The 12,706-nt window shown below is 56.3% G+C and carries 12 protein-coding genes; 9 read left to right on the top strand and 3 right to left on the bottom strand.

What is annotated here, in order from left to right; genetic code table 11:
• Positions 1 to 338: 338 nt before the first annotated feature.
• A complete protein-coding gene (gene tolC / locus FA91_RS15420) occupies positions 339 to 1,835 on the bottom strand; it encodes an outer membrane channel protein TolC (protein ID WP_034917036.1) in 1,497 nt (498 codons plus the stop codon).
• A 212-nt stretch (positions 1,836 to 2,047) separates the two neighbouring features.
• Here tolC and nudF point away from each other — a divergent pair, with 212 nt between their 5' ends.
• The 6 genes from nudF to FA91_RS15390 are packed head-to-tail and all read left to right on the top strand — an operon-like array spanning position 2,048 to position 7,448.
• Positions 2,048 to 2,683, top strand: coding sequence for an ADP-ribose diphosphatase (gene nudF, locus FA91_RS15415; RefSeq protein WP_034917033.1), 636 nt, complete (start codon positions 2,048 to 2,050; stop codon positions 2,681 to 2,683).
• Complete coding sequence (locus tag FA91_RS15410) at positions 2,680 to 3,111, top strand: DUF1249 family protein (RefSeq protein ID WP_034917031.1); 432 nt, start codon at positions 2,680 to 2,682, stop codon at positions 3,109 to 3,111. Before nudF ends, FA91_RS15410 begins: the two co-directional genes overlap by 4 nt.
• 38 nt (positions 3,112 to 3,149) lie before the next feature.
• A complete protein-coding gene (cpdA, locus tag FA91_RS15405) occupies positions 3,150 to 3,977 on the top strand; it encodes a 3',5'-cyclic-AMP phosphodiesterase (RefSeq protein ID WP_034917029.1) in 828 nt (275 codons plus the stop codon).
• Between the two features lies 1 nt (position 3,978).
• On the top strand, positions 3,979 to 4,560 hold the full coding sequence (gene yqiA, locus FA91_RS15400; RefSeq protein ID WP_034917026.1) for an esterase YqiA: 582 nt from the start codon (positions 3,979 to 3,981) through the stop codon (positions 4,558 to 4,560).
• A 45-nt stretch (positions 4,561 to 4,605) separates the two neighbouring features.
• The gene (gene parE / locus FA91_RS15395) at positions 4,606 to 6,501 is read left to right on the top strand and encodes a DNA topoisomerase IV subunit B (protein ID WP_034917024.1); all 1,896 of its coding nucleotides are present in this window, start codon (positions 4,606 to 4,608) and stop codon (positions 6,499 to 6,501) included.
• A gap of 53 nt (positions 6,502 to 6,554) precedes the next feature.
• Positions 6,555 to 7,448, top strand: a complete 894-nt coding sequence (locus tag FA91_RS15390) for a LysR family transcriptional regulator (protein ID WP_034917023.1) — start codon at positions 6,555 to 6,557, stop codon at positions 7,446 to 7,448.
• A 36-nt stretch (positions 7,449 to 7,484) separates the two neighbouring features.
• On the opposite strand, the gene FA91_RS15385 is transcribed toward FA91_RS15390, so the two are convergent.
• Both FA91_RS15385 and FA91_RS15380 read right to left on the bottom strand, forming a co-directional pair.
• The gene (locus tag FA91_RS15385; protein ID WP_034917020.1) at positions 7,485 to 7,793 is read right to left on the bottom strand and encodes a putative quinol monooxygenase; all 309 of its coding nucleotides are present in this window, start codon (positions 7,791 to 7,793) and stop codon (positions 7,485 to 7,487) included.
• A 35-nt stretch (positions 7,794 to 7,828) separates the two neighbouring features.
• Positions 7,829 to 8,410, bottom strand: a complete 582-nt coding sequence (locus tag FA91_RS15380; protein ID WP_034917019.1) for an NAD(P)H-dependent oxidoreductase — start codon at positions 8,408 to 8,410, stop codon at positions 7,829 to 7,831.
• 156 nt (positions 8,411 to 8,566) lie between these two features.
• On the opposite strand from FA91_RS15380, the gene FA91_RS15375 reads away from it, so the two are divergent.
• The 3 genes from FA91_RS15375 to FA91_RS15365 all read left to right on the top strand — a co-directional run bounded on the left by FA91_RS15375 (position 8,567) and on the right by FA91_RS15365 (position 12,680).
• The gene (locus FA91_RS15375) at positions 8,567 to 9,343 is read left to right on the top strand and encodes a transporter substrate-binding domain-containing protein (protein ID WP_051937224.1); all 777 of its coding nucleotides are present in this window, start codon (positions 8,567 to 8,569) and stop codon (positions 9,341 to 9,343) included.
• A 207-nt stretch (positions 9,344 to 9,550) separates the two neighbouring features.
• The gene (parC, locus tag FA91_RS15370; protein ID WP_034917014.1) at positions 9,551 to 11,824 is read left to right on the top strand and encodes a DNA topoisomerase IV subunit A; all 2,274 of its coding nucleotides are present in this window, start codon (positions 9,551 to 9,553) and stop codon (positions 11,822 to 11,824) included.
• A gap of 112 nt (positions 11,825 to 11,936) precedes the next feature.
• Complete coding sequence (locus tag FA91_RS15365) at positions 11,937 to 12,680, top strand: 1-acylglycerol-3-phosphate O-acyltransferase (protein ID WP_034917013.1); 744 nt, start codon at positions 11,937 to 11,939, stop codon at positions 12,678 to 12,680.
• Positions 12,681 to 12,706 lie beyond the last annotated feature (26 nt).

The following is a 12,706-nucleotide window of genomic DNA, read 5'->3' as shown; positions in this document are numbered from 1 at the left end:
GTCATAACGCATTAATTCCAGAAATTATTCCTCTGAAAATTGTACTAACACGCTTATATTTTGCAAAGGATAACGATCTTCCTGCCTGAGGATAATAAAATTTATTTTTTAAATCTGAAAATAGCCAGCCTGAGATTGACGTCGGGGGTTAATCGTAATGGCGCTCCTCAAAATGATAACGCTGCCAGTCCGATAGCTGTAATTGATGCATTGCAACATATAGCTTACAAAAGGGAAATCGTAAAAAAACGAAAATATCCCCGTGGCTATTTTAAGAGAGTCATTTATAAGGTGTTTTGGAAACCAATAAGGGCAGCATGATGCTGCCCCGGAATACGTTAATGGCTGAAGGGATTGCGACGGGTATCAGCGGCTTTAACAGCAGGTGCAGCCGATGAGTTTGCACGCGGTTCGGGCGTCTGCTCAGCCGATCCAGCCTGAGCGCCGTTATCAGCGGAAGCGTTCTGCTGCGGCGTTTCAGGTGCCACCGCTTCCGGCGACGTCGGGACATCTTTACCCAGACGGCTGTTCAGATCGGCGAGATCCTGCTCGTTAAGCGTGCCCAGCGCAGACTTGATATTCAGCTCGTTAATCATATAGTTATAACGCGCATCGGAGAGTTGCTGTTTCGCGTTAAACAGGGTCGATGTGGCGTCCAGCACGTCGACAATGGTGCGCGTCCCCACCTGATAGCCTGCTTCCATCGCGTCAAGTGAGCTTTGTGCGGAAACCACGGCCTGCTTGTAGGCGTCGATGCTGCTGATCGAAGCGTTTACGTTGTTAAACGAAGAGCGCACGGTTTGCACGGCGGTGCGGTGCGCGCTCTCAAGCTGTTCGCTGGCGGAAACGTAGGCATACTGCGACTGCTTCACCTGCGATGATACCGCGCCGCCGCTGTAGAGCGGAAGCGAGAAGCTCAGCCCGACCTGATTCGAACCCGAAATGCTGTCGGCGGTTGAGGCGGTCTGATTAGCCCGGCTGCCGCCGTATTTGCTGTTCGACAGGCCGGTTGAAGCCGTCAGATCCACCGTAGGTAGATGACCGCTTTCGGAAACGCGGATCTGCTCGCGCGCCAGATCCTGCGATAAACGCGCGGTCAGCACGTTGAGGTTACGGCTTTCCGCCTCTTTCAACAGCGCATTGACCGGCTTTGGCTTCACCGGTTTAAAGCTGTCGACGTTTAGCGACGCCAGGCTCAGGTAGTAGTTGCCGGTTACCTGACGCAGCGTTTCAAGATTATTGTCAAGATTGTTGCGCGCCGTCACTTCGTTAGCCAATACGGTATCATACTGCGAACGGGCGTTTTGCACGTCGGTAATCGCCACCAGGCCCACATTAAACCGCTGCGTGGTCTGATCAAGCTGACGATAAATCGACTGCTTCTGTGCTTCAATGTAAGAGAGCGTGTCGATGGCGTTGAGCACGTTGAAGTAGGCGGTGGCCGTGTTCAGAATCAGCGTCTGCTGGGAAGCCTGATAGGAGACATCCTGAATGCCCGCCTGCTTTTCCTGAAGCGTTAAGGCACGCCATTTTGACATGTCAAAAATGGTTTGCGTCAGTTGGAGCGAGCCGCTGGTGGTATTGGAATGAATACCACTGCTGTCGCGGTAACCGCTGTTATAGGTATAATCTGCACCCAGACCTAACTGAGGAAGCAGCGGACTCCGTGCCTCATTGATTTTTTCGAACGCGGCATCGCGATCGGCTGCAGAACTGCGTAGATCCGGGTTTGACAGTCTGGCCTGCTGATAGACCTGAAGCAGGTTCTCTGCCTGACTGCCGACGCTGAAGCCGCCCAGGCTCAGGCCGATAAATAGAGGGAGCAGTTTCTTCATTTGCATTCCTTGTAGTGCAGCAATATTGGTATGGTAGCGCTGACGTAAGCCAAAAAATAATCGCTGATTCTAACGAGTAGAAGAATGAGATAAGTTGGCTGAACGTGCCATCTTGCCTTAATTTACTCAAATAGTTCATTAAGAACCAGACTCTATGCAAATCCGGCATTGCTTTTTCCGTTTTTGCCCATATCACAACAGGAGCGATCCCGATGGAAACCGGCAGCAATTCTCCCGTGATTTTTACAAAAAACGATGTAGAAATTATTGCGCGCGAAACACTTTATAACGGTTTTTTCTCCCTTACGCGCTATCGTTTCCGTCATCGCCTGTTTAATGGAAAAATGAGCGGTGAAGTAACACGTGAAGTGTTCGAGCGGGGTCATGCGGCTGTGCTGCTGCCTTACGATCCGCTGCGTGACGAGGTGGTACTGATTGAGCAGATCCGTATTCCGGCTTTTGACAGCAGCCCGACGCCCTGGCTGTTAGAATTAGTGGCCGGCATTGTCGAGCCGGGCGAAACGCCTGAAGATGTCGTGCGGCGCGAAGCCGTTGAAGAGGCGGGCATCGCCCCGCATCGCGTTAAGCCGATCGTCAACTATCTTGCCAGCCCCGGCGGCACCAGCGAGCGTCTGGCGGTTCTGGTGGGTGAAGTGGATGCCAGCGTGGCACAAGGAAACCACGGTCTGGAGGAAGAGAATGAGGATATTCTTGTTCACGTGGTCAGCCGACAGCAGGCTTACCAGTGGGTGGAAGAGGGGAAAATTGATAACGCGGCCTCGGTCATCGCATTGCAATGGCTTGAACTGCATCATAAAAGATTACGAGAAGAGTGGAAACCTGAATGATTAAGCGCTATGTACCTGATTTTCCTGAAATGATGCGCCTCTGCGAAACCAATTTCGCTCAGTTGCGCCGCCTGTTGCCGAAAGAGGATGCGGCAGGCGAGTCAGTGACCTATCAGGTGAGCGGCGCACGCTACACGGTGACTGTCCAGGAAGCCACGCGTTATACCACGCTGGTGGAAATTAAACAGGTTGCGCCAGCCGTGAGCTACTGGAGCCTGCCCGCGATGTCCGTCCGGCTCTATCATGATGCCATGGTCGCAGAAGTGTGTTCAACGCAGCAGATTTTTCGCTTCAAAGCACGCTATGATTATCCCAACAAAAAGCTGCATCAGCGCGATGAAAAGCATCAGATAAACCAATTCCTGGCCGACTGGCTGCGCTACTGTCTGGCGCACGGCGCGATGGCGCTTCCGGTACTGAATGCCTGACGACATCATCTGAGAGAGGTCAACCTTAAGGACTGTGATTGGATAGCCTGTTAAAACTTCCTGTAGCAAGTGGGTCGAAAATCAGGATTTTACAAATAACGGACACCCACCTTTTTGCCGGTAAACACGAAACGCTGCTCGGTATAAAAACCTGGGCCAGTTTCGAGGCGGTGCTTCAGGCGATTTCGGCCAGCCAGCGGCCTTACGATCTGATCGTCGCCAGCGGTGATTTAGCGCAGGATCATACCGTTGCCGCCTATCAGCATTTCGCTGAGGGTATCTCCCGCCTGTCGGGTCCGTGCGTCTGGCTGCCGGGTAATCACGATTTTCAGCCTGTGATGTTCAGCACGCTTGCCGACGCAAAAATTGGTCATGAAAAGCAGGTTTTAGTGGGCGATAACTGGCAGGTTATTTTACTGGACAGCCAGGTTTCCGGCGTGCCGCACGGTGAACTCAGCGACTATCAGTTGGAGTGGCTGGAGAAGGCGCTGGACCGCTTTCCGCAGCGTCATGCGCTGGTATTTTTGCATCATCATCCTTTGCCTTCCGGCTGCACCTGGCTCGATCAGCACGGCCTGCGTAATTCACATATGCTCGACGCCGTGTTGCAGCGCTATCCGCAGGTCACCACGCTGGTCTGCGGACATATTCATCAGGATTTGGATCTGGACTGGAATGGTCGGCGCCTGCTTGCCACGCCGTCAACCTGCGTTCAGTTCAGGCCGCACTGCACGAATTTCACTATTGATACCGAGGCGCCGGGCTGGCGCTGGCTGGAACTTTTTGACGACGGTCGGGTTGAAACGGAGGTGGAGCGCTTGCAAACGCGCGCCTTCAGCCCGGATCTTGATTCAGAAGGATATTGATATGGCGACGCTGCTCTATCTTCACGGTTTCAACAGCTCCCCGGACTCGGCCAAGGCCACGCAGTTTACGCAGTGGCTGGCGGCGCATTATCCGGCGGTGCGCATTGACGTACCGCAGCTTCCGGCGTTCCCTGCCGACGCTGCCGCGCTGCTGGAAGAGAAAGTCATGAGCGCCGCCGGAGAAACGCTGGGCATCGTAGGTTCCTCGCTGGGTGGCTATTACGCGACCTGGCTGTCGCAGTGCTTCGGTCTGCCTGCGGTGGTGGTGAACCCCGCCGTGCGGCCCTTCGAGCTGCTGACCGATTATCTGGGCGAAAACGAGAACCCCTACACCGGCCAGCAATATGTGTTAGAGTCTCGCCACATTTACGATCTGAAAGTGATGCAGATTGAACCGCTCGCCTCGCCCGATTTATTGTGGCTGATTCAACAAAAAGGCGATGAAGTGCTCGACTACCGTCAGGCTCTGGACTACTACAGCGCCTGTCGCCAGACGGTGGAAGAGGGCGGCAATCACGCTTTTATCGGATTCGAACGCCATTTCTCCTCAATCCTCAGCTTTTTGGGCTTAACGTCCGCCTGAAGGGGTTGCGGGAAGGCCCATTTTATCCATCAACAGATGTTAACGATGACTCAATCCAGCTATAACGCTGACTCCATTGAGGTACTCAGCGGCCTTGAACCCGTTCGTCGTCGTCCGGGAATGTACACCGACACCTCTCGCCCGAATCACCTCGGGCAGGAAGTGATTGATAACAGCGTCGACGAAGCGCTGGCGGGCCACGCCAGCCGCGTTGAAGTGATCCTGCATGCCGATCAGTCGCTGGAGGTGATTGACGACGGGCGCGGCATGCCGGTCGATATCCACCCGGAAGAGGGCGTGCCAGCCGTTGAGCTGATCTTCTGTCGTCTGCACGCCGGCGGTAAATTTTCCAATAAAAACTACCAGTTCTCTGGCGGCCTGCACGGCGTGGGCATTTCGGTGGTGAATGCGCTGTCCAAACGCGTCGAAGTCACGGTCCGCCGCAACGCCGAAGTATATGAGATGGCGTTTGAAAACGGCGACAAAGTTGAAGATTTGCACGTTACCGGTACGGTCGGCAAGCGCAATACCGGTACGCGCGTCCGCTTCTGGCCCGACGTCAGCTTCTTTGACAGCCCGCGTTTCTCGGTGTCGCGCCTCAGCCATCTGCTGAAGGCGAAAGCGGTGCTTTGCCCCGGCGTTGAAATCATCTTTAAAGATAAAGTAAACAACACCGAACAGAGCTGGTGCTATGCCGACGGCCTGACTGATTACCTGAACGAAACGGTGAATGGCCTGCCGGTGCTGCCTGAGAAGCCCTTTGTCGGCGCCTTTGCGGGCGATGTCGAAGCGGTAGACTGGGCGTTGCTGTGGCTGCCGGAAGGTGGCGAACTGCTGACCGAAAGCTACGTTAACCTGATCCCGACCATGCAGGGCGGCACGCACGTGAACGGCCTGCGCCAGGGATTGCTCGACGCCATGCGCGAGTTTTGCGAATACCGTAACATTCTGCCACGCGGCGTAAAGCTGTCGGCAGAAGACATTTGGGATCGCTGCGCCTATGTGCTGTCGGTCAAGATGCAGGATCCGCAGTTTGCCGGTCAGACCAAAGAACGTCTTTCTTCGCGCCAGTGCGCCGCGTTCGTTTCCGGCGTGGTGAAGGATGCCTTCACCCTCTGGCTGAATCAGAACGTGCAGGAAGCCGAACAGCTGGCGGAGCTGGCGATCTCCAGCGCCCAGCGCCGCATGCGCGCCGCGAAAAAGGTCGTCCGTAAAAAGCTCACCAGCGGCCCGGCGCTGCCCGGCAAGCTGGCGGACTGTAGCGCGCAGGATCTTAATCGTACCGAACTCTTTCTGGTGGAAGGGGATTCAGCAGGCGGATCGGCCAAGCAGGCGCGCGACCGCGAGTTTCAGGCGATTATGCCGCTGAAAGGCAAGATCCTGAATACCTGGGAAGTCTCTTCCGACGAGGTGTTGGCGTCGCAGGAGGTGCACGATATTTCCGTGGCGATCGGCATCGATCCCGACAGCGAAGACATGTCCCAACTGCGCTACGGCAAAGTCTGTATTCTGGCGGATGCGGATTCGGACGGTCTGCACATCGCCACGCTGCTTTGCGCGCTGTTTGTCCGCCACTTCCGCACGCTGGTGAAAAACGGTCACGTTTACGTTGCCATGCCGCCGCTCTACCGTATCGATCTCGGCAAAGAGGTTTACTATGCGCTGGATGAGGAAGAAAAAGCGGGCATTCTTGAGCAGTTGAAGCGTAAAAAGGGCAAGCCGAACGTGCAGCGTTTTAAAGGGCTGGGCGAGATGAACCCGCTTCAGCTACGCGAAACCACGCTCGATCCCAATACGCGTCGCCTGGTGCAGCTGACGGTAGATGATGAGAATTACGAGCAGACCCTCGCGGTAATGGACATGATGCTGGCGAAGAAACGCGCGGAAGATCGTCGTAACTGGCTTCAGGAAAAAGGCGACACCGCCGAAATTGAAGTGTAAGTTTCAGCAAAGGCGGCCCGTAACGGCCGCCTTTTTTTCAGGATCGACACGCCGTGAAAATCACCCTTGAAGAGCTTCGCGCCTGGGTGGCGGTGGTGGACAGCGGTTCAATCACCGCCGCCGCCAGCCAGCTCAGCCAGACCACCTCCGCCATCAGCCGCGCGCTGAGCCGGCTGGAGAAAAAGCTGCAAACCACGCTGCTGCACCGCACCACGCGGCGAATTGCGCTGACCGAAGAGGGACAGCTGTTTCTTGAGCATGCCAGAGAGATACTGCAATCCGTTGAACGAGCGGAAGAGCAGATCGCTCACCGCCGTGAAGTGCCGTCCGGTCGTCTGCGGGTTAACGCCGCCACGCCGTTTATGCTGCACGTGATCGTACCACTGCTGGATGAATTTACCGCCCGCTATCCGCTGATCCAGCTTGAGCTGAACACCGACGACATCTTTATCGATCTGCTTGAGCAGAAAACGGATATTGCCATTCGCATTGGCGAACTGCGCGATTCCACCATTCACGCCCGTTTTCTTGGCGTCAGCAAAATCAGACTGATGGCCAGTCCGGCCTATCTGGAGAAGCATGGCACGCCCACCAGCGTCGCCGACTTAAGCCATCACCGGCTGCTCGGCTTCAGCCAGCTTGACCAACTGAATGTGTGGCCGGTCTGCCAGCCCGACGGTACATTTTTACCGATCGCACCCACTGTTTCTGCCTCAAGCGGCGAAACGCTGCGGCAGCTGGCGGTGTACGGGCAGGGGATTGTGCGCATTTCGGACTTTCTCAGCCACTGTGACAGAAATAACGGAAGGCTGGTGCCGGTGCTTGAGGAGGAGACGCGCGAGATGCATCATCCCATCCACGCGGTTTACTACCGTACGCCGTCGGTACGGATCCAGTGCTTTATCGATTTTCTTCGCGAAAAATTTACCAGCCAGGCGCTGCTATAAAAAAACGGAGCGAGAAGTCGCTCCGTCAGTAATGATTCAGCTCGCCGGTTCCAGCACAAAGATCTTCACCTCCAGCACGTCATCTTTGATCAGGCCGCGGTGTGCTTCCATATGCTCTGCCTGCTGGTGCTGCTCCAGATGACGCAGCGAATCCCACTGTTCCACCATAAAAATGGAGTCCGGCGAGTGCTGCTTCCACGGCACCTGCGCTTTATGATCAATCATCGCCTGATAGCGGCCGCAGCCCTCTTCGGCCAGCACGGCAGGGATGAGCTTTTTAATGGCCTGCATTACCGCGGTTCGACGGCCTGGCTTAACGCATATTTCAGCAATTACGGTGAGCATGGTCATTTCCTTAAACTGACGTCGTGTCCGGTAAGTTAAGCAAAGATCTCGCTCAGATGAGTCCGATAGCGCTCAAGATCGTGTGGAATGTCCGGCTGCTTTATCACGTCGTTACAGATAAAGGTCGGCAGCCCTTCCATGCCAAGGAACTGGTTCGCTTTATGAAAATGCAGATATAACCCATCCACACCGACGCCTTCGAAGAACTGCTGCGGATCGGTAAAGGCTTCAAGCGGCGCGTTCCAGGTGAGCGACAGCATGTATTTTTTACCCTGAAGCAGGCCGCCTGAACCGTATTTTTTCGCGGCGTCGGCGCGGGTGCGGCCATCGCTGGCGTAGAGCACGCCGTGGCCTTCGGTAAAGACCTCATCAATGTACTTTTTCAGGATCCAGGGCTCGCCCATCCACCAGCCAGGCATTTGATAAACTACCGTGTCGGCCGTGCGGTACTTCTCAACTTCTTCGGCGACAACGTAGCCATCATCAACCACGGTCAGGTCCACTTCATGGCCCGCATCGCGCAGGAAAGAGGCGGCGGCGTTCGCCAGCGTGTGGTTCAGTTCGCCTTTGGAATGGGCGAAGGCTTTGCCCGCGTCCACAATCAGAATTTTGCTCATGTTTACTCTCTCCGGTTCATGACATTGCGGTCAGTTTACGCGCGAACGGCAGGGAAAAAAATGTGGCATTGATCACAACACTTTTGCTTTTTACGCAATAATGCCGCCTGGCAGGGTAGGATTCACCTTCCCCAACCCGGACAGAACAAGACGATAATGATAAAAACAGCTATTGCCGCGCTGCTATTGGTCGCGGGCGGCGCGCAGGCGCAATCGCATCTCGATCGCATCGCGCAGAGTAAAACGCTGACCGTTTGCACCACCGGCGACTACAAGCCTTACACCTTTCTGCGCGGCGACGGTCAGTATGAGGGTATTGATGTGGATATGGCGCAGTCGCTGGCGCAGAGTCTTGGCGCGCAGGTGAAGTGGGTGCCCACTACCTGGAAAACGCTGTCGCCAGACTTTTTAGCGAAGCAGTGCGACATCGCGCTCGGCGGCGTTTCCGTCACCCTGAAGCGCCAGCAGATCGCGTGGTTTGCCACGCCGTTAGGGGTTGACGGTAAAATTCCGCTGGTGCGCTGTGCCGATAAAAAGAAATACCAGACCCTGGCGCAGCTTAATCAGCCGGACGTGCGGCTGGTGGAACCCGCGGGCGGCACCAATGAAGCCTTCGTGCACAGCCACTTGCCGAAGGCCAGCCTGACGCTGTTTCACGATAACGTCACCATCTTCCAGCAGCTGGTGGACAACAAAGCCGACGTGATGATCACCGATGCCTCAGAAGCGCTATTCCAGCAGAAATACTTCCCGACGCTCTGCGCGGTTAACCCTGAAAAGCCGATGCAGTACGGCGAAAAAGCGTACATGCTGCCGCGCGACGACATCAGCTGGAAACTGTATGTCGATCAGTGGTTGCACCTGAGCACAGCGACCGGCGAATACCAGCAGATCCTCGGTCGCTGGCTGGCGCAGGCCAAACAGGCTTATTAATTCGATCCGCGCTGCGGCATCGGCAGCGCAGGCAGCGTCACGATCGCACTGCCGCGCTGCGTGCCGTTTACGCTTCCCTTATTCCGCCTCTGCTTTAGCGCCTGACGCCGGCTGTGCCTGTTCGAACTCTGTGACAGATGTGGCCCGGATAGGGTACTATCCACGCCAAACGATCCGGGTGCGGCGCGACGTGAGGAACAAAGAATAATGAGTGAACTGACGCAGGATGGTGCAGAGCGTCTTGCCCTGCATAAATTTACGGAAAATGCGTACCTCAACTACTCCATGTACGTCATTATGGACCGGGCGCTTCCCTATATCGGCGACGGTCTGAAGCCGGTTCAGCGACGTATTATTTACGCCATGTCTGAACTGGGACTGAACAACAGCGCGAAATTCAAAAAATCTGCCCGTACCGTGGGCGACGTGCTGGGTAAATACCATCCGCACGGCGACAGCGCCTGCTATGAAGCGATGGTACTGATGGCGCAGCCGTTCTCCTATCGCTATCCGCTGGTGGACGGGCAGGGAAACTGGGGTGCGCCGGACGATCCGAAATCCTTCGCGGCAATGCGCTACACCGAATCGCGCCTGTCGAAGTACGCCGAGCTGCTGCTGGGCGAACTGGGGCAGGGCACCGTTGACTACGTGCCCAACTTTGATGGTACGCTCCAGGAGCCATCCATCCTGCCTGCGCGGCTGCCGAATATCCTGCTGAACGGCACGACGGGCATTGCGGTTGGCATGGCGACGGACATTCCGCCGCATAACCTGCGTGAAGTGGCGCAGGCGGCGATGAAACTGATCGACGCGCCGAAAACCACTCTCGACGACCTGTTGGATATTGTGCAGGGGCCGGACTATCCCACCGAGGCGGAGATCATCACGCCGCGCAATGAGATCCGCAAGATTTACCAGACCGGTCGCGGCTCGGTGCGGATGCGCGCGGTATGGAAAATTGAGGACGGCGACGCGGTGATCACCGCACTGCCGCATCAGGTGTCCGGCGCGCGCGTGCTGGAGCAGATCGCTTTGCAGATGCGCAATAAAAAGCTGCCGATGGTGGAAGATCTGCGCGACGAGTCCGATCACGAAAACCCGACGCGTCTGGTTATTGTACCGCGCTCCAATCGTGTCGATATGGATCAGGTGATGAATCACCTGTTCGCCACCACCGATCTGGAAAAAAGCTATCGCGTTAACCTCAATATGATCGGGCTGGATAATCGGCCGGCGGTGAAAAACCTGCTGGAGATTATCAGCGAGTGGCTGGTTTTCCGTCGCGATACCGTGCGCCGTCGTCTCAACCATCGCCTGGAAAAAGTGCTCAGGCGTCTGCACATTCTGGAAGGCTTGCTGATCGCCTTTCTTAATATCGACGACGTTATTCATATCATTCGCACGGAAGATGAACCTAAACCGGCGCTGGTGGCGCGCTTTGGCATCAGCGAAACCCAGGCGGAAGCGATCCTCGAACTGAAGCTGCGTCACCTGGCGAAGCTGGAAGAGATGAAAATTCGCGGCGAACAGGATGAGCTGGCGAAAGAGCGCGATCGGCTGGAGAGCATTCTTGCCTCCGAACGCAAAATGAACACGCTGTTGAAAAAAGAGCTTCAGGCCGACAGCGACGCCTACGGCGACGACCGCCGTTCGCCGCTGCGCGAGCGCGAAGAGGCGAAGGCGATCAGCGAAAACGAACTGGTGCCTTCTGAACCGGTTACCATTGTGTTGTCGCAGATGGGCTGGGTACGCAGCGCCAAAGGGCACGATATCGATCCCGGCGGTCTGAGCTACAAAGCAGGCGACAGCTACCGCGCCGCCGCGCGCGGCAAAAGCAACCAGCCGGTGGCGTTTATCGATTCCACCGGTCGCAGCTACACGCTGGACCCTACCACGCTGCCTTCCGCGCGCGGACAAGGCGAACCGCTTACCGGCAAGCTGACGCCGCCGCCGGGCGCGGTGGTTGAGCAGGTGCTGATGGAGGCGGATGAACAACGGCTGCTGATGGCGTCGGACGCCGGTTACGGCTTCGTCTGTACCTTCAGCGATCTGGTTTCCCGCAACCGCGCAGGCAAGGCGCTGCTGACGCTGCCGCAAAACGCCAGCGTGCTGACGCCGATGGCGATCCATCACGAGGACGATCTGCTGCTGGCGATCACCGCCGCAGGCAGAATGCTGCTGTTCCCGGTTGGCGATCTGCCGCAGTTGTCGAAGGGCAAGGGCAACAAGATTATCTCAATCCCTTCCGCTCAGGCGGCGTCGGGCGAAGACCGGCTGGTCTGGCTGCTGCTGTTCAGCCCGCAGGCGTCGGTGACGCTGTTCGTCGGCAAACGCAAGCTTACGCTGCGACCGGAGGAGCTGCAAAAATTCCGCGCCGAACGCGGACGTCGCGGCACGCTGCTGCCGCGTGGCCTTCAGCGTATCGACCGGGTGGAGATCGACGCGCCGCCGCGTCCTGAAGAGACCCGTGACGAAGCATAACGCCAGCGGCGTATTTTGACGTTTAAGGATATACTCTGCGATTGTCAGGCCGGACGCGTTCCGGTCTGCGATTGGGCACAGGTCAGAGTTTAAAAGCAATAATGAGGATGCGATGCTCGCAATTTTACGTATCATTATCATGGTTATCTATTCGATACTGGTTTGTCTGTTTGGCTGTATCTGGTGTCTGTTCAGCCCGCGCAACCCGCGGCACGTTGCCACCTTCGGCCACCTGTTCGGGCGCCTTTCTGGCGTGTTTGGCATCGACGTTGAACTGCGCAGACCGCCGGGCGCGGAACACTATCCCAACGCGATCTACATCGCTAATCACCAGAACAACTACGATATGATCACCGCAGCGAAGATTGTTCAGCCTTCCACGGTGACCGTCGGCAAGAAGAGTTTGCTGTGGATCCCGTTCTTCGGGCTGCTTTACTGGCTGACCGGCAACCTGCTTATCGATCGCGATAACCGCGCCAAAGCGCACGGCACTATTGGTCAGGTGGTCGATCAGTTTAAAAAGAAAAGAATCTCCTTCTGGATGTTCCCGGAAGGGACGCGCAGCCGCGGGCGTGGCCTGCTGCCGTTTAAAACCGGCGCGTTTCATGCGGCGATTGCGGCTGGCGTGCCGATCATTCCTATTGTGGTCTCCACCACGCACGGCAAGATCAAGCTCAACCGACTGAAAAACGGACTGGTGATCGTTGAAATGCTGCCGCCGATTGCGCCGTCGGAATTTGCCGATCGCTCCGTCCGTCAGTTGGCAACGCACTGTCGCGAACTGATGACGGCGAAGCTGGAAGCGCTGGATGCAGAGGTTGCCGAACGCGAAGCCGCCGCCCGGAACAAGAAATAATCATCACCACACAGCGTTAATAATAA

It is taken from the genome of Erwinia sp. 9145, from assembly GCF_000745075.1.
Lineage (GTDB): Bacteria > Pseudomonadota > Gammaproteobacteria > Enterobacterales > Enterobacteriaceae > Erwinia > Erwinia oleae.
This window is presented reverse-complemented; position numbering and strand designations above follow the sequence as displayed.

Coding starts and splice junctions, on each gene's coding strand:
- FA91_RS15375 (WP_051937224.1), top strand. CDS start 8,567: ATGATAAAAACAGCTATTGCCGCGCTGCTATTGGTCGCGGGCGGCGCG.
- FA91_RS15365 (WP_034917013.1), top strand. CDS start 11,937: ATGCTCGCAATTTTACGTATCATTATCATGGTTATCTATTCGATACTG.
- FA91_RS15385 (WP_034917020.1), bottom strand. CDS start 7,793: ATGCTCACCGTAATTGCTGAAATATGCGTTAAGCCAGGCCGTCGAACC.
- FA91_RS15380 (WP_034917019.1), bottom strand. CDS start 8,410: ATGAGCAAAATTCTGATTGTGGACGCGGGCAAAGCCTTCGCCCATTCC.
- parE (WP_034917024.1), top strand. CDS start 4,606: ATGACTCAATCCAGCTATAACGCTGACTCCATTGAGGTACTCAGCGGC.
- tolC (WP_034917036.1), bottom strand. CDS start 1,835: ATGAAGAAACTGCTCCCTCTATTTATCGGCCTGAGCCTGGGCGGCTTC.
- FA91_RS15410 (WP_034917031.1), top strand. CDS start 2,680: ATGATTAAGCGCTATGTACCTGATTTTCCTGAAATGATGCGCCTCTGC.
- nudF (WP_034917033.1), top strand. CDS start 2,048: ATGGAAACCGGCAGCAATTCTCCCGTGATTTTTACAAAAAACGATGTA.
- parC (WP_034917014.1), top strand. CDS start 9,551: ATGAGTGAACTGACGCAGGATGGTGCAGAGCGTCTTGCCCTGCATAAA.
- yqiA (WP_034917026.1), top strand. CDS start 3,979: ATGGCGACGCTGCTCTATCTTCACGGTTTCAACAGCTCCCCGGACTCG.